The organism is Streptomyces sp. UNOC14_S4 (assembly GCF_020740835.1).
Classification (GTDB): Bacteria; Actinomycetota; Actinomycetes; order Streptomycetales; family Streptomycetaceae; genus Streptomyces.
The window spans coordinates 1-22,299 of sequence record NZ_JAINFC010000068.1; the positions used below are offsets into that span (position 1 = coordinate 1).

The 22,299-nt window shown below is 71.0% G+C and carries 19 protein-coding genes and 2 tRNA genes; 7 read left to right on the forward strand and 14 right to left on the reverse strand.

Going from position 1 to position 22,299, the window contains the following annotated elements; all coding sequences use genetic code 11:
* Nucleotides 1–37 precede the first annotated feature (37 nt).
* Complete coding sequence (locus K6I34_RS09030; RefSeq protein WP_229324042.1) at nt 38–1,021, reverse strand: ABC transporter permease; 984 nt, start codon at nt 1,019–1,021, stop codon at nt 38–40.
* A gap of 229 nt (nt 1,022–1,250) precedes the next feature.
* On the opposite strand from K6I34_RS09030, the gene K6I34_RS09035 reads away from it, so the two are divergent.
* Entirely contained in the window at nt 1,251–2,957 is a 1,707-nt protein-coding gene (locus K6I34_RS09035; protein WP_229324013.1) for an ABC transporter family substrate-binding protein, read from the forward strand.
* 38 nt (nt 2,958–2,995) lie between these two features.
* On the opposite strand, the gene K6I34_RS09040 is transcribed toward K6I34_RS09035, so the two are convergent.
* Nucleotides 2,996–3,706 (reverse strand): TetR/AcrR family transcriptional regulator, encoded by a 711-nt coding sequence (locus K6I34_RS09040; protein WP_229324015.1) that lies wholly within the window; start codon nt 3,704–3,706, stop codon nt 2,996–2,998.
* A 126-nt stretch (nt 3,707–3,832) separates the two neighbouring features.
* Between K6I34_RS09040 and hisN the strand changes: the two genes are divergently transcribed.
* Together hisN and K6I34_RS09050 are read left to right on the forward strand one after the other, a co-directional pair.
* Entirely contained in the window at nt 3,833–4,627 is a 795-nt protein-coding gene (hisN, locus tag K6I34_RS09045; RefSeq protein WP_229324017.1) for a histidinol-phosphatase, read from the forward strand.
* Nucleotides 4,628–4,863: 236 nt separating this feature from the next.
* Nucleotides 4,864–5,265 carry a cyclic nucleotide-binding/CBS domain-containing protein gene (locus K6I34_RS09050; RefSeq protein ID WP_229324019.1) on the forward strand — a complete coding sequence of 134 codons (402 nt, stop codon included), beginning with the start codon at nt 4,864–4,866 and terminating at the stop codon, nt 5,263–5,265.
* A 125-nt stretch (nt 5,266–5,390) separates the two neighbouring features.
* Here K6I34_RS09050 and K6I34_RS09055 read toward each other — a convergent pair whose 3' ends face one another.
* Entirely contained in the window at nt 5,391–6,866 is a 1,476-nt protein-coding gene (locus tag K6I34_RS09055) for a catalase (RefSeq protein WP_229324021.1), read from the reverse strand.
* 184 nt (nt 6,867–7,050) lie between these two features.
* Here K6I34_RS09055 and K6I34_RS09060 point away from each other — a divergent pair, with 184 nt between their 5' ends.
* Entirely contained in the window at nt 7,051–7,467 is a 417-nt protein-coding gene (locus K6I34_RS09060; protein WP_229324022.1) for a Fur family transcriptional regulator, read from the forward strand.
* 47 nt (nt 7,468–7,514) lie between these two features.
* Here K6I34_RS09060 and K6I34_RS09065 read toward each other — a convergent pair.
* The 4 genes from K6I34_RS09065 to K6I34_RS09080 all read right to left on the reverse strand — a co-directional run bounded on the left by K6I34_RS09065 (nt 7,515) and on the right by K6I34_RS09080 (nt 13,047).
* Nucleotides 7,515–7,588 (reverse strand) — tRNA-Met (locus K6I34_RS09065).
* 219 nt (nt 7,589–7,807) lie between these two features.
* On the reverse strand, nt 7,808–9,682 hold the full coding sequence (locus tag K6I34_RS09070; protein WP_229324024.1) for a tetratricopeptide repeat protein: 1,875 nt from the start codon (nt 9,680–9,682) through the stop codon (nt 7,808–7,810).
* Between the two features lie 234 nt (nt 9,683–9,916).
* Nucleotides 9,917–9,990: transfer RNA gene (locus K6I34_RS09075), tRNA-Met, on the reverse strand.
* Between the two features lie 90 nt (nt 9,991–10,080).
* Complete coding sequence (locus K6I34_RS09080; protein WP_229324044.1) at nt 10,081–13,047, reverse strand: UPF0182 family protein; 2,967 nt, start codon at nt 13,045–13,047, stop codon at nt 10,081–10,083.
* Between the two features lie 211 nt (nt 13,048–13,258).
* On the opposite strand from K6I34_RS09080, the gene K6I34_RS09085 reads away from it, so the two are divergent.
* The gene (locus K6I34_RS09085; RefSeq protein WP_229324046.1) at nt 13,259–13,783 is read left to right on the forward strand and encodes a PPA1309 family protein; all 525 of its coding nucleotides are present in this window, start codon (nt 13,259–13,261) and stop codon (nt 13,781–13,783) included.
* A 220-nt stretch (nt 13,784–14,003) separates the two neighbouring features.
* Here K6I34_RS09085 and K6I34_RS09090 read toward each other — a convergent pair whose 3' ends face one another.
* From K6I34_RS09090 to K6I34_RS09105, 4 genes are all read right to left on the reverse strand, one after another.
* Nucleotides 14,004–15,089: a PDZ domain-containing protein gene (locus K6I34_RS09090; protein WP_229324026.1), complete on the reverse strand. Its 1,086-nt coding sequence runs from the start codon at nt 15,087–15,089 to the stop codon at nt 14,004–14,006.
* A gap of 134 nt (nt 15,090–15,223) precedes the next feature.
* Nucleotides 15,224–15,403: a hypothetical protein gene (locus K6I34_RS09095; protein ID WP_121799635.1), complete on the reverse strand. Its 180-nt coding sequence runs from the start codon at nt 15,401–15,403 to the stop codon at nt 15,224–15,226.
* Nucleotides 15,404–15,592: 189 nt separating this feature from the next.
* Nucleotides 15,593–16,066 carry a molybdenum cofactor biosynthesis protein MoaE gene (locus K6I34_RS09100; RefSeq protein ID WP_229324028.1) on the reverse strand — a complete coding sequence of 158 codons (474 nt, stop codon included), beginning with the start codon at nt 16,064–16,066 and terminating at the stop codon, nt 15,593–15,595.
* 284 nt (nt 16,067–16,350) lie between these two features.
* A complete protein-coding gene (locus tag K6I34_RS09105) occupies nt 16,351–17,490 on the reverse strand; it encodes an SDR family oxidoreductase (protein ID WP_229324030.1) in 1,140 nt (379 codons plus the stop codon).
* Between the two features lie 193 nt (nt 17,491–17,683).
* On the opposite strand from K6I34_RS09105, the gene K6I34_RS09110 reads away from it, so the two are divergent.
* Complete coding sequence (locus K6I34_RS09110; RefSeq protein WP_229324032.1) at nt 17,684–19,183, forward strand: zinc-dependent metalloprotease; 1,500 nt, start codon at nt 17,684–17,686, stop codon at nt 19,181–19,183.
* Complete coding sequence (locus K6I34_RS09115) at nt 19,180–19,701, forward strand: NUDIX hydrolase (RefSeq protein ID WP_229324034.1); 522 nt, start codon at nt 19,180–19,182, stop codon at nt 19,699–19,701. Before K6I34_RS09110 ends, K6I34_RS09115 begins: the two co-directional genes overlap by 4 nt.
* Before the next feature lie 109 nt (nt 19,702–19,810).
* Here the strand turns inward: K6I34_RS09115 and K6I34_RS09120 are convergent, their stop codons facing one another.
* From K6I34_RS09120 to K6I34_RS09130, 3 genes are all read right to left on the reverse strand, one after another.
* Nucleotides 19,811–20,572 carry an AIM24 family protein gene (locus tag K6I34_RS09120; RefSeq protein ID WP_229324036.1) on the reverse strand — a complete coding sequence of 254 codons (762 nt, stop codon included), beginning with the start codon at nt 20,570–20,572 and terminating at the stop codon, nt 19,811–19,813.
* 17 nt (nt 20,573–20,589) lie between these two features.
* Entirely contained in the window at nt 20,590–21,279 is a 690-nt protein-coding gene (locus K6I34_RS09125; protein WP_229324038.1) for an AIM24 family protein, read from the reverse strand.
* Nucleotides 21,280–21,290: 11 nt separating this feature from the next.
* A partial coding sequence (locus K6I34_RS09130) for an AIM24 family protein (protein ID WP_229324040.1) occupies nt 21,291–22,299 on the reverse strand: 1,009 nt, incomplete at its 5' end.

A 22,299-nucleotide genomic window follows, 5' to 3' on the forward strand; every position in this document is an offset into this window, starting at 1 on the left:
GTGGTGGCGGTGGTGGTGGTCATCATGGCGCTCCTGGCTAGCGGGTCCGGACGCGGGGGTCGAGCGCGGCGTGGAGCACGTCGGCCAGGAAGCCGGAGAGCAGCACCATCACGGCGGCGAACACATTGACGGCGACGACGGAGTTGACGTCGCTCTTGCCGACGGCGTCGATGAACCAGGAGCCCATGCCGTGCCAGCCGAAGATCTTCTCCGTGAAGGCGGCGCCGGTGAACAGGGCGAGGAAGCCGTAGGCGAAGAAGGTCGACATGGGGACGAGCGCGGTGCGCAGCCCGTGCTTGAGCACGGCCGCGCGGTGGGTGAGCCCCTTGGCGCGGGCGGTGCGCAGGAAGTCGGAGCCGAGGACGTCGAGCATGGTGCCGCGCTGGTAGCGGCTGTACGCGGCGGCGGTGCCGAGCGCGATGGACAGGGTGGGCAGCAACAGGTGGACGGCGCGGTCGCCGAGGAGCGTGGCGCCGGAACCGGTGAGTCCGGGGGTCTTCTCGCCGGTGAACGCGATGAGTTCGCCGCCCGCGGCCTGGTTGACCTTCATCGCGCCGGCCTTGAGGAGGACGGCGAGCAGGAAGGTGGGGGTGGACAGCAGCAGGAAGGCGAAGAGGGTGACCGCCCTGTCGGAGAGGCGGTACTGCCGTACGGCGCCCCAGGCGCCGAGGAGGACGCCCACGACCGTACCGAGGACGGTGCCCGCGACGAGCAGCCGCAGGCTCACGCCGACGCGGCGCCCGAACTCCTCGCCCACGCTGCCGCTGTCGATGGTGCGCCCGAAGTCGCCGCGGAGCGCGTGCGAGGCCCAGGTGCCGAAGCGGTCCATGAGCGGGGTGTGGTCGTTGATGCCGAGCGCGGACAGCTGTGCCTCCACCGAGCCCGCGGGCGGAGGTGGCTGGCGCCCCTCGAAGTAGCCGCGCGGGGACAGCGCGAGCGAGGAGAGCACATAGGACAGGAAGACCGCCACGGCGAGGAGGACGAGGTAGTAGCCCAGCCGCTTGGCCAGATAGGCGAGCACGAGGCGGACGCTATCCAGCGGATTCGACGGAGCCGTTGCTTCCTGTGTCACGCGTGTTGCGGCTGGGATAAATGCACTGGCCCGGGGCCTGTGAGCCTGTCGGGGAGCTGGTGAACGTGCGTACGGTGACCGGGATTTCACCCCGCCGACGCGGGCCGATCCGCCTTCCGGTCCCATGCCCCATGCCCCATGTCCCACCCCATGCGCGTACCACGAGAGGAACTCCGCCATGATCAAGGCCGCCAGAGCAGCCGCCGTCGCCGCGGCGACCGTATCCGCCGCCCTGGTGCTCGCCGCGTGCGGCGGCGGGGACGGGTCCGGCGCGTCCGACGACGGCGGGCAGGAGCGGAAGGCGGCTCCCGCGGCCGGGACGCAGGACCTCAACCCGCACCCGGCGTCCGATCTCAAGCAGGGCGGCACCTACAAGGTGTCGATCGAGCAGTGGATCAATCAGTACAACCCCAACCAGACGGACGGCACGCAGGGCGACGCCGCGTCGATCATCTCGCTGATCGAACCCGACCTGTTCGACTTCGACGCCAAGGGTGTGCCGCACGCCAACCCGAACTTCCTGACCTCGGCGGCGGTGACCTCGACGAACCCGCAGGTGGTGACGTACGAGCTGAACCCGAAGGCCAAGTGGTCCGACGGGAAGCCGCTCGGGGTCGCCGACTTCGAGGCGCAGTGGAAGGCGCTCAACGGCTCGGACAGCCGCTTCCAGGTGGCGAACACCATCGGCTACGACCAGATCGACAAGGTCGAGCAGGGCAAGGACGAGCACGAGGTACGGATCACGTTCAAGACCCCGTTCGCCGACTGGCAGAGCCTCTTCGACCCGCTGCTGCCCGCCTCGCTCAACGCGACCCCGGAGAGCTTCAACACGGGCTGGACGGGGAAGGCCCCGATCACCGGCAATTCCTGGAAGATCGGCGAGTACGACAAGACCGCGAAGACCATCACCGCGGTGCCGGACCCGAACTGGTGGGGCGAGAAGCCGAAGCTGGACAAGTACATCTTCTGGGCCATGGACGGCACGGCCAAGGTCGACGCGTACCTCAACCGCGAGATCGACTACACCAGCGCGGCCGCCGCGGAGGCGTACAAGCGGCTGAAGCAGGACAAGGACACCGACTTCCGTATCGGCGCCCGCTGGGACCAGGTCGTGCTCAGCCTCAACGGGAGCCGGGGGCCGCTGCAGGACGTCAAGGTGCGGCAGGCGGTGACGCTCGGCGTGGACCGCGAGGCGCTCGCGAACATCGCGGGCAAGGACCTGCCGTTCCGGCCCAAGGTGGTGAACAACCACTTCTTCATGCCGAACCAGGAGGGCTACCGCGACAACGCGGGCAGCTTCGCCAAGCGTGACGTGGAGCGCGCGAAGAAGCTGCTGGACGAGGCGGGCTGGAAGGATCAGGGCGCGGGCAAGCCGCGTACCAAGGACGGCAAGCCGCTGTCCCTGGAGTACGTGATGCCCGCCGACGTGACCGGGCTCGCCGAGGACCAGGCGAAGATCACCCAGCAGATGCTCGGCGAGATCGGCATCAAGGTGGAGCTGCGCAAGGTGCCCGGGGACGACTACTTCGACAAGTACGTCCACCGGAGCAACTACGACCTGACGCAGTTCCGGCAGGTCGACCGGATCTACCGCTCCAGCTCCTACCAGGACTACCGCCTGCCGCAGGGCGGGAACTCCTTCGGCAACTACGGCCGGATCGGCTCGCAGGACGTGGACAAGCTGATGGTGGAGGCGTCCCGGACCACGGACGAGGCCAAGCAGATCGAGCTGTACAACCAGGCCGACGCCAAGGTGTGGGAGCTCGGGCACTCGCTGCCGCTCTACCAGCGCCCCCAGATCATCGCGATCCGCAAGGGCCTGGCGAACACGGGCGCCCCGGGCCTGGGCGAGGAGAACACCGACCTGATCGGCTGGCTCAAGTAAGGCGGCGGCTCACGTGGGGCGGTACTCATGGCGGGGGCTCATGTGACGCAGCCGTCCTGCTCCGCCGACTCCTCCGGCTCCTCCGGTTCGTCCCCCGGCGCGGACGCCCCGTACCCCTCACCCAGAAGGGCGCGGACCAGACGGGCGACATGGCCGGCGGCCTCCTCGGACGAGGGGGCCGGGGCGATCACGTAGGAGAGGGTCAGCCGGACGGCCGCCTCGCAGGCCCACGGCACCGCCTCCGGCACGGGCGCCTCCGGCCCCGCGGCCCGGTGCCCGGCTCCCCGGGCGACGGCGCGTACCGCGCGGTCCCGGATGGCGTCGGCCAGTGCCCAGGGCGTGGGGGTGCCGCGCACCACCGGAAGGCCGGAGCCGCCGCGCGGGAACGGCACGGACGGCGCCGCGACGGCGGGCAGCCGATCGCCGCGACAGCCGGTGAGCGCGGCCCGTACGAGCGGGTTGGCGCGGGCTGTGCGCAGGATCCACCCGGCCGCTGCGGCGCACCGGGCCCCGGCGTCCGCCTCGGGGCCCGCGTCCGCGAGGGCGCGCTCGACCCCGGCGAGCAGGGCGTCGGCCTCGCGCCGCACCAGTGCGCGGGCGAGCCCCGCCTTGCTGCCGAACTCGTTGTAGAGCGTCTGCCGGGAGACCCCGGCGGCGGCCGCGACGTCGACCATACGGACCCCGTTCCAGGGCCGTCTGTCGAGCGCCGCGTAGGCCGCGTCAAGCAGGAGCTCTCGTGCCGCGGGCATCGTCGCCTCCCCGGCCGTGCGACCGCACGACGGTAGTGGCCACAGAATTGACGCGCCACCAGTCGGTGTCAAGAGTCCCGGGCGGGCCGCCGGTGCCCCACGGGCGCCCACAGGTACTGTTCAGCCATGTCCGACTACCACGATGATCTGCGCCTGGCCCACGTCCTGGCGGATGCCGCCGACGCCGCCACCATGGAACGGTTCCGGGCCCTCGACCTGAAGGTCGAGACGAAACCGGACATGACCCCGGTGAGCGAGGCGGACAAGGCCGCCGAGGAGCTGATCCGCGGCCATCTCCAGCGCGCGCGGCCGCGTGACGCCGTGCTGGGCGAGGAGTTCGGCAGCGAGGGCACGGGCCCGCGCCGGTGGGTGATCGACCCCATCGACGGCACCAAGAACTACGTCCGCGGGGTGCCGGTGTGGGCCACCCTGATCTCCCTGATGGTGCAGGGCGAGGGGGGCTTCGAGCCCGTCGTCGGCGTGGTGTCGGCACCGGCGCTGGGCCGCCGCTGGTGGGCGGCGAAGGGCTCGGGCGCCTACACGGGCCGCAGCCTGATGTCGGCGAGCCGGCTCCAGGTGTCGCAGGTCGGCAGGGTCCAGGACGCGTCGTTCGCGTACTCCTCGCTGTCCGGCTGGGAGGAGCGCGGGATGCTGCCGGGCTTCCTCGACCTGACGCGGGACTGCTGGCGGACCCGCGGCTACGGCGACTTCTGGCCGTACATGATGGTCGCCGAGGGCTCGGTGGACATGTGCGCGGAGCCGGAGCTGTCGCTGTGGGACATGGCGGCGAACGTGGTCGTCGTCGAGGAGGCGGGCGGCCGCTTCACGGGCCTGGACGGACGGCCTGGGCCGCACAGCGGTGACGCGGCGGCGTCGAACGGACTGCTCCACGACGAGCTGCTGGGCTATCTGCGCTCGTAGTTCGCGAGCACCCCGCCCGGCACCGGCGCTCCGACATGCCATGACCGCCTCTGGCATTAAGACGCGCCGTCGGTTCAAACACGGCCCTGGAGCGCGCGGAAGCGGAAGTCCGGCTCCGCGCGCCCCTTGTTGTGTCCGCGTGAGCGTGTGACGATGAGGAATCCCCCGCTTGTGAATTTGTGAAACCCCGCGGAGCGTGCGGGAGTTCACAGTCCCCAAGGAGGTGTCTTCCGACCATGCTCGTCCGCGACGCCATGAGCACGGTGGTCCTCACCATCGGCCCCGCACACACCCTCCGGCAGGCAGCGCGGCTCATGTCCGCGCGCAGGATAGGCGCAGCCGTCGTGCTCGATCCCGAAGCCGGCGGGATCGGCATCCTCACCGAGCGCGACATCCTCAACTCGGTCGGCGCGGGCCAGGACCCGGACCGGGAGAAGGCTCACGCCCACACCACCACCGACGTCGTCTTCGCGGCGCCGGAGTGGACGCTGGACGAGGCGGCGTCGGCGATGTCGCGCGGCGGCTTCCGGCACCTGATCGTCCTCGACGGGCAGGGTCCGGTGGGCGTGGTGTCGGTACGCGACATCATCCGCTGCTGGGCCCCCGCACGGGCCCGCGCGGGGGTGCTGACGCGCTGACGCCCGCCTACGGGAACGCGTACGGAAACGCGTACGGGAACAGCCGGAGAGGCCGGAGCCCTCTGGCGTCCGGCCTCTCCGGTGTGTACGGCAAGCGACTGCTTGGGACTACCCCGGGGGCGGGGTCAGCCGCGCAGGGCCTGGACCGCGGCTTCCAGCCGCTTGCCGTAGTCGGGGTCCGCCTGGCGGAAATTGTTGATCGCGCGCTCGGCGATGTCGTCGCGCGACACCTTGGCGATGAAGCCGGCGAGGTTGTCGATCAGGCGGCTCTTCTCGTCCTCCGACATCAGCCGGTAGAGGTTGCCCGCCTGGACGAAGTCGTCGTCCTCGGCGTGCGAGCGGGCCTCGGTGTTGCCCGTGGCCCCGGAGACGGTGGCGGGCTGCCACAGCGGGCGGCCGGTCTGCACGGGCCCGCCGAAGCTGTTGGGCTCGTAGTTCTTGGAGCGGCCGTGACGGCCGTCGTACGCGAAGCCGTCGCGGCTGTAGTTGCGCGCCTCGGTGGCGTGCGGGCGGTTCACCGGCAGGTGGTCGGCGTTGATGCCGACGCGGTAGCGGTGGGCGTCGCCGTAGGCGAAGAGGCGGCCCTGGAGCATCTTGTCGGGCGACGGGCCGATGCCCGGGACGAAGTGCGCGGGCGAGAAGATGGACTGCTCGACCTCGGCGAAGATGTTGTCGGGGTTGCGGTTGAGCTCCAGCTTGCCGATCTCGATCGGCGGGTAGTCCTCGTGCGGCCACACCTTGGTGAGGTCGAAGGGGTTGAAGCGGTACGTGGCCGCCTCGGCCGCGGGCATGATCTGCACCTGCACGGTCCAGGTCGGGAAGTCGCCGCGCTCGATGGCCTCGCGCAGGTCGCGCTGATGGCTGTCGGCGTCCTCACCGGCCAGCCTGGCGGCATCGGCCGCGGTCAGGTTCTTGATGCCCTGGTCGGTCTTGAAGTGGTACTTGACCCAGAAGACCTCGCCCGCCTCGTTGTTCCACTGGTAGGTGTGCGAGCCGTAGCCGTTCATGTGGCGGTACGAGGCGGGGATGCCGCGGTCGCCGAACAGCCAGGTCACCTGGTGCGTGGACTCCGGCGACAGGCCCCAGAAGTCCCAGACGTTGTCCGCCTCCTGCGAGCCGGTGTACGGGTCGCGCTTCTGGGTGTGGATGAAGTCCGGGAACTTGATGGCGTCCTGGATGAAGAAGACCGGGGTGTTGTTGCCGACGAGGTCGTAGTTGCCCTCCTCGGTGTAGAACTTCAGCGCGAAGCCGCGCGGGTCGCGCACGGCGTCGGCGGAGCCGAGGTTGCCCGCGACCGTGGAGAAGCGCAGGAACGTCTCGGTCTTCTTGCCGACCTCGGAGAGGAACTTCGCCCGCGTCCACCGGGTGACGTCACGGGTGAGCGTGAAGGTGCCGTACGCGCCGGCGCCGCGGGCGTGCACGATGCGCTCCGGGATGCGCTCGCGGTTGAAGTGCGCGAGCTTCTCCAGCAGCAGCTGGTCCTGGACCAGGACGGGGCCGCCGACGCCCGCGGTCTCGCTGTTCTGGTTGTCCGCGACCGGAGCTCCGGACTCCGTGGTCAGCGGGCCCGTCTTCGTCCTGGCCTCGCCCTGAACCGTCACGTTCGCCTCCGTCTGAATTCGACCTGCACCCTGCGTGCGCCTGCTACCTGCGCCTTGGCCTGAGCCGAAACCGATCCTACATTGGACTCTGTCTAAGTCAAGAAGAGAACAACACCGATATCCAATCCAGGGGTGGACGGGACCCGCTGCTACGCTGGTCCTATCTGACTGATAGGTGAATGGCATGAGTGACCTGCTGGAACGGCTCCGGGGACGCGGCTGGCGGCTGACCGCGCAGCGACGCGTGGTCGCCGAGGTCCTCGACGGGGACCACGTGCACTACACGGCGGACGAGGTGCACGCCAAGGCCGCCGAGCTCCTGCCGGAGATCTCGCGAGCGACCGTCTACAACACCCTCGGGGAGCTGGTGTCCCTCGGCGAGGTCCTGGAGGTGAGCACGGACGGGCGGGCCAAGCGCTACGACCCGAACGCCCACCACGCGCACCAGCACCTGGTGTGCTCGCGGTGCGGCACGATCCGGGACGTCCACCCCTCCGGCGACCTGCTGGCCGACCTCCCCTCGGAGGAGCGCTTCGGCTTCCAGGTGGCGGCGGTCGAGGTCACCTACCGGGGCATCTGCCCGAACTGCGCGACGGGCTGAAGCACGACAAAGGCCCGGATCCGTAAGGATCCGGGCCTTGCCTGGAGTAGCGGGGACAGGATTTGAACCTGCGACCTCTGGGTTATGAGCCCAGCGAGCTACCGAGCTGCTCCACCCCGCGTCGGTAACCCAACCGTAACCCACCGCCGCCCCCAGAAGCAAACCCCTGTCACGGCCGTAAGGCGCCCCGTAAGGGGCGCGGGGCTGTGCTGCACTGTGCGGCTCCGCCGCGTGGGCGCGACCAGCCCCCACCGGCCCGCGGACGAAGAACACGACGGCCGCAGGCCGCTACCGCCGCAGGCGGCAACGGCGGGACAGCCAACAACGAACGGCCGGAGGGCTACGCCGTCAGCTCCTGCTGCAACGCATCGCGCAGCCGAGCAGCCCGCTCCGCCACCTCCGGCGGCCCCAGCCGCACGGCACTCTCGCACCAGTGCCGCCCCTCCGTGAGGTCACCGCGCCGCGCCGCCAGCAGAGCGAGCCGCAGGGCGGCCCGGCCGTGCCCGGCGTCCGCGGCACGCGCCCACCACACCGCCGCCTCCGGCTCGCTGCCCTCGCGGGCGAGCAGCAGGCCGAGGTTGAAGGCGCCGTTGCGGCTGCCCGCCTCCGCCGCCTGGCGGTACCAGTGCGCGGCCTCCACCACGTCGCCCCGCTCGGCGACGAGCATGCCGAGCCGCACCTGGGCGCGGCGGTGCCCCTGCCGGGCGGCCCGCCCGTACCACTCCTCGCACTCGTCGCGTGTGTCGTCGTCGCGGTCGAGCAGCGCGCCCAGCCGGAAGGCGGCCTCCGCGCTGCCGCCGCGCACGGCCACGCGCAGGTGGCGCTCCGCGCCCTCCTCGTCGCCGTCCCGCAGCAGGGCCATGGCGACCTGGAGGGCGGCCTCGGTGTGCCCGGCGGTGGCCGCCCGCTCGTACCACTGGACGGCCATGCGCTCCTCGTCGCGCCCGGCGTAGAGGATGCCGAGGTTGAACGCGGCGTCGACGCTGCCCGCCTCGGCGGCCTTCGAGAACCAGGGCTCCGCGCCCGCCGCGTCGCCGTGCTGGAGCAGCAGCACGGCCAGCGCGTTGGCGGCCTCGCGGTGCCCTGCGTAGGCGGCGCGGCGGTACCACTGCTCGGCCTGCGCGGTGCGGCCCTGCTCGGCGCAGAGCAGCCCGAGGTTGTAGGCGCCGTTGACGTCGCCGTGGTCGAGGGCCTGGCGGTACCAGCGCTCGGCCTCGCCCGCCTCGCCGCGGTCGGCGTGCAGGGCGCCCAGGGCGTTGGCGGCGTTGCCGTCGCCGTCCTGTGCGGCACGGCGCCACCAGACGGCGGCGCTCTCGCCGTCCCCGGCGTCGCGCAGCAGGAAGCCGAGCGCGCACGCGGCACGCGACTCGCCGTCCTTGGCCGAGGTCAGGTACCAGCGCGCGGCCTCCTGGGTCTCGCCGCGGCCCTCCAGCAGCGTGCCGAGGTGCAGGGCCGCACGGCGGTGGCCGCGGGCGGCGGCCTGCCGGTACCACTGCTCGGCCTCGCGGGCCGCGGCGCCGTCCCGGCCGTCCGCCGCGGCGGCGCGCAGCTCGCGGACCGAGGTCTCCACGCCGCCGGGGCCGAGGGTGGTCTTGCGGGCGCGCGGCGCCCGGCCGTCCAGGATGCGCGCCAGGCGGTACGCGGCCTCGCGGTGCCCGCGCTCGGCGGCGGCACGGAACCAGCGCTCGGCGCCGACGTCGGTCCGGTGCTCCAGCAGATCGGCGAGGGCGTAGGCACCGAGGGCGTGACCGGACTCGGCCGACTGACGGAGCCAGTACTCGGCGGCGGGCTCGTCGCCGCGCTCGCGGTGGTAGCGGCCGAGCGCGTGCGCGGCGGCGGACGAGCCGGCGACGGCGGCGATCCGCCACCAGCCCGCGGCCTCGTCGCCGTAACCGCGCTGGTGCAGCAGCACGCCCAGGTTGTTGGCCGCGGAGCGGTCCCCGTCGGCGGTGGCGGCCCGGAGGTGGCGCTCGGCCCCGTCCAGGTCGCCGCGGCGCAGCAGCAGGGCGCCGAGCATGCTCAGGGCCGCGGGATCCCCCGATTCCGCGGCCTTGCGCCGTGCGGTCTCCAACTCGAGGTCGGCCGTGTCGCCGGCCTCGGCCGTCGCGGCGGCCACCGCCCCGTACGACGTCAGTTCCTGATCGCTCCCGTCACCGGGAGCTTCTACAAGCCGACGTGTCTCCCACAGCCTCGTCCTGTCCCCCATAAGCCCCATCGTCGCACCACCCGCAACCCGCGTACACCTGGTATGCCGCAGCCAGTGAGGTCACTTCAGCGTTTTGTCGACTTCCCGACTTCCCGACACGACGGGGCTCCAAACTCTCCACAGAAGCCCCGCACACAACCCGCACACGCCGCGTCCCCCCGGACACCTGACGGTCGGACGACCGTACGGGTCCGGGCGCACGACAAGGCCCGGAGTCCGAGGACTCCGGGCCTTGTCGGTAAGTAGCGGGGACAGGATTTGAACCTGCGACCTCTGGGTTATGAGCCCAGCGAGCTACCGAGCTGCTCCACCCCGCGCCGTTGTGCGACAACCGTACCACGGCGCGGAGCGGGGCCTCCGGGGTTTCCCGTCACCCCGAGGGGTGCCCGGGCCCGGCGGACGGGCCGTCAGCCGCCCGGCGTGGCGGCCTTGTCGCCGCCGCTCTTGTCACCACCGCCGTTCTTGTCGGCACCGCTGCCCTTGTCGGCGCCGTTCTTGTCGCCGCCCTGGCCCTCCGCCTTGAGGAAGCGGTCGACGGCGTCCTTGAGGGCTTCCTGGGCCTTGGCGTAGCCCGCCAGGTCCTTGCTCTCCAGGGCCTTCTGACCGGCCTCGTAGGCGTCCTTGATGTCCTTCGCGGCCTGATCGGCCGTCGGGTTCTTGGACGGCTGCGACGGCTGCGACGGCTGCGTGGTGCCGTTGCCCGGCGGGGTGGTGCCACCCGCGGCCTTGTTGCCGAAGATCACGTCGAGGGCCTGCGGCAGGGTGTCCTCGAACGCCGTGCTCTTGCCGTAGGTCACGAGCACCTTCCGCAGCAGCGGATAGTTCGTGCCCGCGCCGCGGACGTACACGGGCTCCACGTAGAGCAGCCCGCCCTCCATCGGCACGGTCAGCAGATTGCCGTACTCGACCTCGGAATCGCCGCCCATGCGCTTCAGGACGTTGATCTTCTCGGCGATCTTCGGGTCACTGTTGAAATTGCTCTGCACCTGCTGCGGGCCCGACACCGGGTTGTCCGACGGCATCTTCAGGATTCTGATCCTGCCGAATCCGGGGCTCTTCGCGTCGGCGTCCACGGCCATGAAGGCACCGAGGTTCTCCCGGCCCTTCGGGGTCAGGGTCGTCGCGAGCGAGAAGGTCTGCGCCGTCTGGTCGGGCATCCGCATGCTCAGGTAGTACGGCGGGACCGCGTTGCCCTTCTTGGTGGTCGGGTCGTCCGGCACCTCCCACCGCTCGCTGCCCGTGTAGAAGGTGCCCGGGTCGGTGACGTGATAGCGGGTCAGCAGCTCGCGCTGCACCTTGAACAGGTCCTGCGGGTACCGCAGGTGGTCCATCAGTGCCGGGCTGATCTCGGACTTCGGCTTGACCGTGCCGGGGAAGGATTTCATCCAGGTCTTCAGCACCGGGTCCTTGGCGTCCCACTGGTACAGCTTGACCGTGCCGTCGTAGGCGTCCACGGTCGCCTTGACGGAATTGCGGATGTAATTGACCTGATTCTGCTGGGCCACCACGGCCCGCTGCCCGGTCGTCAGCGAATCCGCCGTCGTGTCACCGAGCGTGGTGCGGGAGGCGTACGGATAGCCGTTGGTGGTGGTGTAGGCGTCGACGATCCACTGGATACGGCCGTCCACCACCGCCGGGTAGGTGTCGCCGTCGATGGTCAGCCACGGGGCGACCGCCTCGACGCGCTCCTTGGGCGTGCGGTTGTAGAGAATCCGCGAACCGTCGCCGATGGCGCCGGAGTACAGGATCTGCGGCTCGCCGAAGGCCACGGCGTACGCGGCGCGGTTGAACGGGTTCGAGAGCTTCACACCGCTCTTGCCCTCGTAGCGGTAACTCTGCTCGCCCTTGTCGCTGGAGTAGTCCAGCTCCTTCTGCGGGCCGCCCACGATCGAGTACTGGGTGGTCTTCTCGCCGTAGTAGACCCGCTGTTCGTACGTCCCGAGCATGCCCTCGGTGGGCAGGTTCTGCTCGGTGAAGTCCGGCTCGCCCTCGCCGGTGACCGAGGTGCCCTTGGCGGTGACGGCGCCGTAGCCGTGGGTGTACTTGAAGTGGTCGTTGATCCAGTTGCGCTCGGGAATTCCCTTGATGTTGAGCTCGCGCAGACCGATGACCGTGTCCTGCTCCTTGCCGTCCTTCTTGTAACGGTCGACATCCAGCGTGGACGGGAACTGGTAGTAGCCCTTGACCTGCTGCTTCTGCTGGAAGGTGGGCGAGACGATATTCGGGTCGAGGAGACGCAGACTGGCCGTGGAATTCGCCGCGGCGCGCAGCTTCTCCTTGTCCTTGTCCGCGATGTCGTTCCGGCCCGCGTAGTCCTTCACGTCCGCGCCGTCGATGCCGTACGCCTCGCGCGTCGCCGTGATGTTCTTCTTGATGTACGGCGATTCCTTGGCCTGCTCATTGGGCTGGACCTGGAACTTCTGCACGATCGCCGGGTAGAGCCCGCCGATCAGCACCGCCGAGAGCACCATCAGCCCGAACCCGATCACCGGCAGCTGCCAGGTGCGGCGCCACAGCGTCGCGAAGAACAGCACGGCGCAGATCAGGGCGATGATGAAGAGAATCGTCTTGGCCGGCAGATAGGCGTGGGCGTCGACGTAGCGCAGACCGGTCCAGCCGTCGGTGGACTTCAGCCCGCTGGACTTCACGGCGAGGCCGTAGCGGTCCAGCCAGTAGGCGATGGCCTTGAGGCCGACGAAGAGGCCCAGCAGCACGGACAGGTGCCCGGTGGCCGCGGCGGTGGCCCTGCCTCCCGGGCTGGTGAGCCGCAGACCGCCGTAGAGGTAGTGCACCAGGGCGGCGGCGATCAGCGAGAGGACGACCGCCGCGAAACCGAAGCTCAGCAGGAAGCGGTACCAGGGCAGGTCGAAGGTGTAGAACGAGATGTCCTTGTGGAACTGCGGGTCCTTCTGCCCGAAGGACACCCCGTTGACCCACTGCAGCCAGGTGCGCCACTGACCGGCCGCGGACGCGCCCGAGACGAGCCCGACGAGCGTCGCGACCGCCAGCAGTGCCCACCGCTTGTACGGCGCGACGCGCATCCGGTAGCGGTCCAGGTTCTGCTGCTCCATCGACATCGCGGACAGCGGCGGCCGCAGCCGGTGCGCCAGCCAGATGTTGATCCCCACGGCGAGGGCCATCAGCAGCCCGAAGACGGCGAAGAGGCCGATCTTGGTGCCGAGGGTGGTGGTGAAGACCGAGGAGTACTTCACCGAGCGGTACCAGAGCCAGTCCGTCCAGAACCCGGCGAACATCACGAAGAGCATGACCAGCGCCGCCAGCACGCCCAGGGTCATGAGCAGGGTCCGGATCCGCCGGGACGGGCGGCCGACTCTGATCCGTGGCCCTGTCGGGCCTCCGCCGCGGTCCGGCATCTGGAAAGCCAAGGTGCGCACCTCGAAGTTCGCTGTGAGTTGGAGCTGTCGATCAGGGCCCAGCGATCCTAGGGCCCAAGGTGGCAACTTACCGAGGCTTTACTCAGTTCCCATTTTTGGTCACCTTCAGGGCACGATATTGAGCATGTCCAGCACTTCCAGCATTCCCGACCCCGACGGCTCCACCGGCTCCGGGCTGCCCAACACCCCCATGGCGGCCAGCCCCCTCACCCGCGCCGTGCTCGAGATCGACGAGTACGCGTCCACCCTCGGCTGGGACCAGCCCGCCCGGCTGTTCGCCCTGGTCGACACCGCCAAGCTGCGCGTGCAGGAGCCGGGCCTGGCGGCCCAGCTCGGTCTCGACGAGACCGCGCAGTCCTCGCTCACCCCGATCGAGCAGGACGAGGTGCCGGCCGGTACGCCGCTGGACAAGTTCCTCGGCACCATCGCCTGGCCGGACGCGGTGGCGGGCTGCGCGCTCACCGTGGAGCGGCTGATGCTGCCGCCGTCCGCGGAGGGCACCGTGCCCAATGGGATGGGCGAGAAGCAGCTCGCGAAGTGGGTCGCGGCGCACCCGGACCGCCAGGAGGTCCGCATGACCGTGGCCGTACTGCGCGACGGCGCCCGCGAGTCCGCGGTCCGCCTCCGCGAGAAGGACTCCCCCACGGAGGTCCTCACCGGCGCCGACCTCGTCCCCAACCTGGCGGAGGCTCTGGCGGCGACGTTCGAGGACTAGACCCCAGCGGTTCCCCGCGCCCCGAAAGGGGCGCGGGACCGTGACATCCTGCGGCTCCGCCGCGTGAGCGCGACCAGCGCCGGGGACGCGCCCCGTAAGGGGCGCGGGGAACTGCGCGACCAGCCGACTACGACCCGCAGCCGCGCACGGAGCGCAAGTGGCACCCCATGAGGCGCAAAGGGGGCCCGGGGGCGAAGCCCCGGCGTGGAACGCCGGACGCTCACTTACCGCACTGCGCCAGCCCGGCCATATCCCCGGTACGAATCTTCTGCAACGCAGCCATCGCATCGCCTATCGAGTCGACCTTCACCAGCGTCAACCCCGAAGGCTTGTCCTTCGCCGCTGCGGCACAGTTGTCCTTGGGGGTCAAGAAAAATCGCGCCCCCTTCGCCCGCGCGCCCACCGTCTTCATCTCGACGCCGCCGATGGGCCCGACCTTGCCGTTGTCGTCGATCGTGCCCGTACCGGCGACGAACTTGCCGCCGGTGAGGTCGTCCGGCGTGAGCTTGTCGACTATCCCGAGGGCGAACATCAGCCCGGCGCTGGGGCCGCCGACGTCCGCCAGCTTGATGTTGATCGAGAACGGGAAGGTGTGGTCCGTCCCCGCCTGGATGCCGACGACGGCCCGCTTGTCGTCGGTGGCCTTGGTGGTGGTGAGGGTGACGGTCTCCGCGCCCTTGGGCTCCCGCTTCTCCTTCTCCGCGGCCGCCGCCTCCTTGGCCGGGACGATCTCGAAGGAGACCTGCTCGCCCGGCTTGTGCTTGGTGACCAGCTTGGCGACGTCGCCGGGCTGCTTGATCTCCGTGCCGTCGACGGCCTTGATCACGTCACCGGCGTGCAGCCGGCCCTCCGCCGGACTGCCCTTGACGACGGACGAGACGACGACGCGGGTGCCCACCGGGATCTTCAGCTGCTTGAGGGCCGCGACCTTGGCGCTCTCCTGGGACTGGCTGAACTCCTCGGCCGTCTCCTGGTTGAGCTGGTCGGGGGTCTTGTCGTCCGGGTAGAGCGTGCTGTGCGGCACCACCAGGCTGTCGTGCCCGAGCCAGCCGACGAGGGCCTCCACCAGGTTCATCCGGAACTGCGAGCCGGTCACCCGGACCGTCGTCATGTTGAGATTGCCGGTCGTCGGATAGGTCTTGTGCCCGGAGATCTGGAGCACCGGCTCGCCGTCGTGCTCGCCGAGGGTGTTCACCGTGGGCCCCGGGGACATCTCGGAATACGGCACGGGGATGAGCACACCCGCGCAGATCAGCGCGATCAGCATCAGGAGGGACGCGAGGAGCGTCGCGGTGCGGCGGGGCATGGAACGACAGTACGGGACGGGTCCGACAGTCCACCTTCGGGGCGGTCCGTCCGGGGAAGCCAGGAGAAGCCAAGAGGGGCGCGCATGGTCACGGCCGGGCGCCCCATGTTCGCCGGGCGCTGTCCCGCACGGCGCTAGGAGACTCCGCTGCCGGTGTCCGAGCGCTCCATCGCCTCGCGGAAGCGCGCGTACCCGGCGAGCTCCGCGACGTCCCCCGACTTGCGGTTGCGGGACGCCCACGCAGCCCAGCTCCCCCACAGGACGGCGACGACGGCCGCGGCGACCGGAATCAGCAACCACACGAGCGCTGCCATGCCACCCTCCCGGCCCCAGGAATCACCACGACTGACTGATGAGCAGATTAATCATCCGCCCCCACAACGCTTACGTCAGGGGCAGGGTTACGCAACTGGGGCCAGTCCGTCAGGGGTGACGTGTGTGACGGACGAGAAGGGTGCGAAGGGCGGGGAGGCCAAGGAAGGCGTGAACCGGGGCGGGGCCCGTCAGCAGGCCCCCACCCACTCCTCGGTTCCGTCCGAGAACCGCTGGTGCTTCCAGATGGGGACGTCCCGCTTGAGGTCGTCGATCAGACGACGGCACGCCTCGAAGGCCTCCGCCCGGTGCGGGCAGGACACCGCGACCACGACGGCGAGGTCGCCGATGGCGAGCTCGCCCACGCGGTGGACGGCCGCCAGCGCCCGTACGGGGAAGTCCGCGGCGACCTTCTCGGCGACCTTGCGCAGCTCCTCCTCCGCGGAGGGGTGCGCGGAGTAGCCGAGCCCCGCGACGTCCGCGCCGCCGTCGTGATCCCGCACGGTGCCGACGAACAGCGCGGTGCCGCCCGCGGCGGCGTCACCGACTGCCGCGAAGACCTCGTCGACGGACAGGGGGGTGTCACGGATCGCCAGCAGCCGGACCGGGTCCGCGGCGGCGCGCTCGCCAGGGTGCCCGCCGGGGTGCTCGTCGAGGGAGGTCATGCGGTCCATCGTGCCGTACGCGGGTGTACGCCGGGGCATGGGCGTTCGAACAGCTTCGCCCGCTCCGCCACGGAGGCTCCTACGGCCGTACGGACGCGTCCGGGCCGGTGCGGCGTTGTGCGGTGTCCCCACGGGTGTCCCCACGGGCCCGAAGCCGCCCCGCAGTGCCGCACAGGGGCAGCAGGGGCGCTTCATGGACGTCTCAAGGGCCCTCCCTCAGGCCCTCAAGCTCAGGGTGCCCGCCTTGGGGCCTCAAGGGGCCTCAAAGGCCCTCATGGGGGCCGCTACAGCCTCCGGCGGGCCTTCCGGGCACGGCGGACCAGAGCGGCGGTGCCGAGCAGTGCCACGGTCGCCCCCGCGGCGCCCGCGGCGGTGGCATCCTTGCGTCCGAGCCTGCGGCCCGCGACGGTGTGGCGCCCCGCTACCTCCTCCAGCAGCTCCGCGAGGACCTCCTCGTTGGTCCAGCGCGGCCGCCAGCCCGCGTCGTGCAGCCTGCTGCCGCTGACGACCCAGGGGTGCATCGTGTACTCCAGGTCGCCCGCGGGCGACGGGGTCAGCCCGAGGCGGTGCAGCCGGGAGGCGGCGCCGAGCGCGACCGCCGAGGGCAGCTCCATGCGGCGGATGCCGCTGAGCTCCTCGACCTCCTCCTGCTCCAGCCAGCCGTCGCAGCCGACCGCCAGCTCGCCCTCGGCCTTCTCCAGGGCGGCGAACTCCAGCGCGCTCACCAGGTCCTCCACATGACAGAACTGCCACGTGGGGCGCGACCCGGCGACGACCAGGAGGCGCGGCGACTCGAAATAGCGCGTCAGCGCGGTGTCCGTGCCACCGACGAGGACGGCGGGCCGCAGCACCGTGACGTTCAGCCCGGGATGCGCGCGCGGCGCGCGCCGGGCGAGCCGCTCTATCTCCAGCAGGTCGCCCACACAGGTCGCCTCCGCGGTCGCGCGCAGCTCCGCGTCCTCGGCGAGCGGGACGTCGTTGTCCGGCAGCGCCCCGTAGACCATCGCGGAGGTGCACAGCACCACCCGGTGCACCCCGGCCGCCGCGGCGGCGGTCAGCACGGTCTGGGTGCCGCGCACGTTGTAGGCGGTGCGGGCAGCGGGGTCGCTCTCCAGGTCCAGGTCGAGTGCGAGGTGCACGACGACGTCGGCGCCCCGCAGCCGGTCGGCGATCAGCGGGTCCCGCACGTCCAGGACGTGCCACTGGGCCTCGCTCACGTCGCCCCGGCGCTCGTCGATGGCGACGACCTGCTTGATCTCCTCGGAGACGGCGAGCCGCTGCGTGAGCAGCGCGCCGATCCCGCGGGCGGCTCCGGTGACCGCGACGACCGGCCGACGGCGGGCATGCGGGCTCGTGCTGTCACGCGTACTGTCACGCGCGGAACCGTTTCGCGCTGCGCGAACTTCTCGGTCAGGGGAACTCACCGGGCATCTCCAGCGGTTGTCTTCAGTACGTACGGGTCATGACACGTACGTACCAGGTGACGTCCATCCTGCCGCAGGCCAGGGGTCGGCGAAGCACCAAGCCCGGATACGGGCCGGGGTGTCTACGCTGGGTGGTGTTGTCGGGCATTCGCCGCCGGTCCCGAGCCGGCGGCCCTACGAGCCGAGGAAACCCGTGAGTGACATCCCATTCGGATTCGGCCTGCCGCCGGAGGAGCCGGATAACGGCGGTGACGGCAAGAAGAAGGGCGACGGCCAGGGCGGCCAGGGACCCGCGAATCCGTTCGGGTTCGGCGGCCCCGCGGGCGCTGGGGACAACCCCTTCGCCGCGATGTTCGGTTCCCTGAACCCGAACGACCTGGGCGCGGCCTTCCAGCAGCTCGGGCAGATGCTCTCGTACGAGGGCGGCCCGGTGAACTGGGACATGGCCAAGGACATCGCCCGGCAGACCGTCGCGCAGGGCACTGCCGACGGCACCAAGGACGCCAGCGTGACCTCCGGTGAGCGCGCCGCGGTCGAGGAGGCCGTGCGCCTGGCCGACCTGTGGCTGGACGGCGTGACGTCGCTGCCGTCCGGCGCGAACACGGCCGTGGCCTGGAGCCGCGCCGAGTGGGTCGAGGCGACCCTGCCGGTGTGGAAGGAACTGGTCGACCCCGTCGCCGAGCGCGTCGGCGCGGCCATGGGCAATGTGCTGCCCGAGGAGATGCAGGCCATGGCGGGCCCGCTGCTCGGCATGATGCGCTCCATGGGCGGTGCCATGTTCGGCACGCAGATCGGCCAGGCCGTGGGTGTGCTGGCGGGCGAGGTGGTCGGTTCCACCGACATCGGCCTGCCGCTCGGCCCGGCGGGCAAGGCCGCCCTGCTGCCGCTGAACGTGGAGGCCCTGGGCTCCGGCCTGGGCGTCCCGCAGGACCAGGTGCGGCTGTATCTGGCCCTGCGCGAGGCGGCGCACCAGCGCCTGTTCGCCCACGTGCCGTGGCTGCGCTCGCACCTCTTCGGCGCCGTCGAGGGCTACGCCCGGGGCATCAAGGTCGACACGGCCAAGCTGGAGGACGCGGTCGGCCAGCTCGACCCGTCGCACCCGGAGCAGCTGCAGGAGGCCCTCCAGCAAGGCATGTTCCAGCCGGAGGACACCCCGGAGCAGAAGGCCGCCCTGGCCCGCCTGGAGACCGCGCTCGCGCTGGTCGAGGGCTGGGTGGACGCGGTCGTGCACGCCGCCGCGGCACCGCACCTGCCGTCGGCCGACGCCCTGCGCGAGACCCTGCGCAGGCGGCGCGCCTCCGGCGGCCCGGCGGAGCAGACGTTCGCGACGCTGATCGGTCTGGAGCTGCGCCCCCGCCGCCTGCGGGACGCCTCCCGGCTGTGGGCGTCCCTGACGGACGCGCGCGGCACCGAGGGGCGTGACGCCCTCTGGGAGCACCCGGACATGCTGCCGACCGCGGGCGACCTGGACGACCCGGACGGCTTCGTCCACCGCGAGCACCTGGACTTCTCCGAGCTCGACAAGATGCTCGGCGAGGCCGCGGGCAGCGCAGGCAAGCCGGACCTGACGAAGGACTCCTCGAAGGACCCCTCGAAGGACTCCGACGTGAAGGACGCCGGGGAGTCCGGTGCTTCCGGCAGTGAGGGCGAGCAGGGCGGCTCCGACAGCGGCAAGGGCGACGACAAGAAGTGAGCCTTCACGAGAACGCCGTCCGCGTACTGGAGGGATACGAGGACCAGCAGGAGCTCCGCGAGCTCTACCTGGAGCACCTCGCCGCCCACCCGGACGGGATGTGGAAGGCGTGCGGGGCCGGGCACCTGACGGCGAGCGCGCTGGTGATCGACCCGGCGCGCGGCCAGGTGCTGCTCACGCTGCACCGCAAGCTGCGGATGTGGCTCCAGATGGGCGGCCACTGCGAGCCCGGTGACAGCACGCTCATGGACGCGGCGCTGCGGGAGGCCACGGAGGAGTCGGGCATCAGCGGGCTGACGCTGCTGCCCGGCGGCCCGGTACGCCTCGACCGGCACCCGATCCCGGCGCCCTGTCACTGGCATCTCGACGTGCAGTACGCGGCGCTGGTGCCGGAGGGCGCGGTGGCGGCCATCAGCGACGAGTCGCTGGACCTGCGCTGGTTCCCGTACGACGAGGTGGCGGGCGTCGCCGACGACTCGGTCGTCCAGCTGCTGAAGCGGACGCTGGCACGGCTGTAGCGCACGGCTATAGCGCACAGCGGCAGCGACAGGTAGCGATGTGTAAGGGGCGGTCGCCGTAGCGACCGCCCCTTACACATGTGGCGACAGCCCCTGCACACGCATGGGCTCAGCGGTTGGACCAGATGTTGCCCTGGTTCTGGCCGTGCGCGCCGTTCTGGCCGAGGCCGTACTGGGCCATGAGCCCCTGGCCGATCTCGGCGCCCTGCGGCGGGAGCAGCTCGCTGGGCTGGACGAGCGCGTAGCCGTGGCCCTGGAAGTTCAGCTCCCAGCCCTCGCCCGTGCTGCCGCGCCGCCGCCAGACACCCGACGAGGAGGTGACCGACTGCATCTGGACGACCAGCGAGGTCGACCAGGCGACGACGGCGTCCGCGTCGGCGCTGACGTTCTTGCCGGGGGCGACCTGGAGCATCAGCGGCTGGCCCGAGGTCATCAGGGCGACCTTGCCCTGCCCGCTGATGACGAGGTTGTACGCGCCCGTGCCGGAGATGCCGTACTGGCTGTCCACCGCGATGGTGTCCCAGTGCAGGGTGGAGTCCAGGGCGAGGACGTAGGAGCTGTCCACGGTGAGACCGTCGTGGTCGACGTCGACCACGTGGATGTGCTGGGCGAGGTTGGCGAAGTAGACGGTGCCCTGCCCCGAGCAGCGCATCAGGTCCAGGCCCTCGCCGGTGCGGGACTGCGCGTCGCGCTGTCCGCGGGACCGGTACTCACCGTCGAACTCCATCATCCCCTGGTAGGCGACCATGGAGCCCTTACGGGCGAGGACGTCGTCGTGGCCGGTGAGGGAGACCCGCAGCAACTGCGGGTTCTGCAGGGCGTAGCGCTCCTGCGACTGCGCCTCGGTGTGGGCGAAAAGCGGGCTCTGCATGCTGTTTCCGTTCCCCCTCAGCCCCGCGCCCGGAGCCGGTCGGTGCTGTCCTCGCTGGGCTGTACGACCACGAAGCCCTGGCCGGAGAAACCCAGTTGGTACGCCTCGCCGCTGCCCCGGCCGATCAGGGAGGACGCCTTGAAGCTGCTCCTGCCCTTCATCTTCAGGTTGGTGGACCAGGCGACGAGGGCGTCGGGGTCCACATAGGTCTCGTCGTCGCCGCGGCCGCAGTCGACGACGATCGGGGTGCCCCGGGAGGTCAGGGCGACCCAGCCGGTGCCGGAGATGGCCACGTTGAACAGGCCCTGGCCCGCGAACTTCGCCATGCCCTTCACCCGCTGCACGCCCCACTGCAGGTGGGCGTCGAAGGCGAGGACGTTGGTGCCGTTGACGGAGAGCGAGTCGCCGTCCAGATAGAGGCACACGACGTCCGCGCCGTAGTCGGCGAGGTAGAGCAGGCCGTCGCCGGAGAACTTCGTCAGGGGCGCGCCCTCGCCGGTGATCCACTGGGAGGCCATCTGGCGGAGCGCGGGCGGGTTCGCCTCGTACTGGACGTACCCGTCGTAGGCGATCATCGAGCCCGTGCGGGCGAAGAGGTCCTGGCCGGTCTGCATGGCGACCCTGAGGATGTTGCTGCCGTGCGGCTCCATCCGGGCGGTGACCGGGGTCGGGGCATAGCCCGAGAGAGGTGTCTGGTCGATGGTCATTGCGGGCTCCCTCAGACCTCGTAGGGCTGGACGACGATGAAGTTCCCGGGCGCGCCACGGAACTGGAGGTTCACGGTCTCGCCGCTGTGGCCCGGGTAGGAGTTGCGGCGCAGCCGCACCTGGCTGGAAATGATCACCTGGGCGCCCGCGGACCACGCGACGATGGCGTTGGCGTCGGCATACGTGGCCGGGGTGACCGGGAGCACCACGGGGACGCCGTGGGTCTTGACGACGATGGTGCCGTGGCCCTGGAACTGCATGGTGAACAGGGCCCCGCCGGGAATGCCGTGGCCCTCGATCCGGCGCACCTCATGGTGGAGCGACTCGTCGAAGGCGAGCACCGACTCGGCGGAGACGCAGATCGCGTCGCCCTGGAGCTCGATCGGGTGCAGGTGCGCGGAGTTCTCGGCGAGGAAGACCTGCCCGCGGCCGGTGCAGCGCATCAGCTGCAGCTCCTGGCCGGTGACGTGGCCCATGATGCGTCCGGCGAAGCCCGCGCCCTTGTAGCCGAAGTCGACCTTGCCTTGGTAGAGCACCATGCTGCCCTGGCGGGCGAGCACGGGCTGGTTGTCGATCCCGAGATCGACGCGGACGAGCTTGGAGTTCTGGAGCGTCCACCGCTGCCCGGTGGGCACCTCACGGTATTTGTCGAGAACGGTCCGCAGACCGGCCGTTCCCGGGGCGCCCTGCCCGTACGGCGCGGGCTGGCCGGGGTAGGGCGCGGTCTGCTGCGGCATGCCGTAGGGCTGCTGATGGCCGGGGTGGCCGTACGCGCCCTGCTGCTGTCCGTACGGGGCGGGCTGGGCCGGTACGCCCGGCGGTCCGGGCGGCGGTCCGGGCGGCGGGGGGAACTGGCCGCCGTGCGCGCCGCCGCCCTGCTCGGTGAAGTAGCCGGGCGGGGCGATCGGTGCCGCGAGCGTGGGCGCGGCATGCATCTCCGCGGCGTGCGTTCCCGCGGCGGGGGCCTGCTGCGGGGTGCCGCCGTGCGGGCTGCCGTCATGCGGGGGCGGGAAGCCCTGG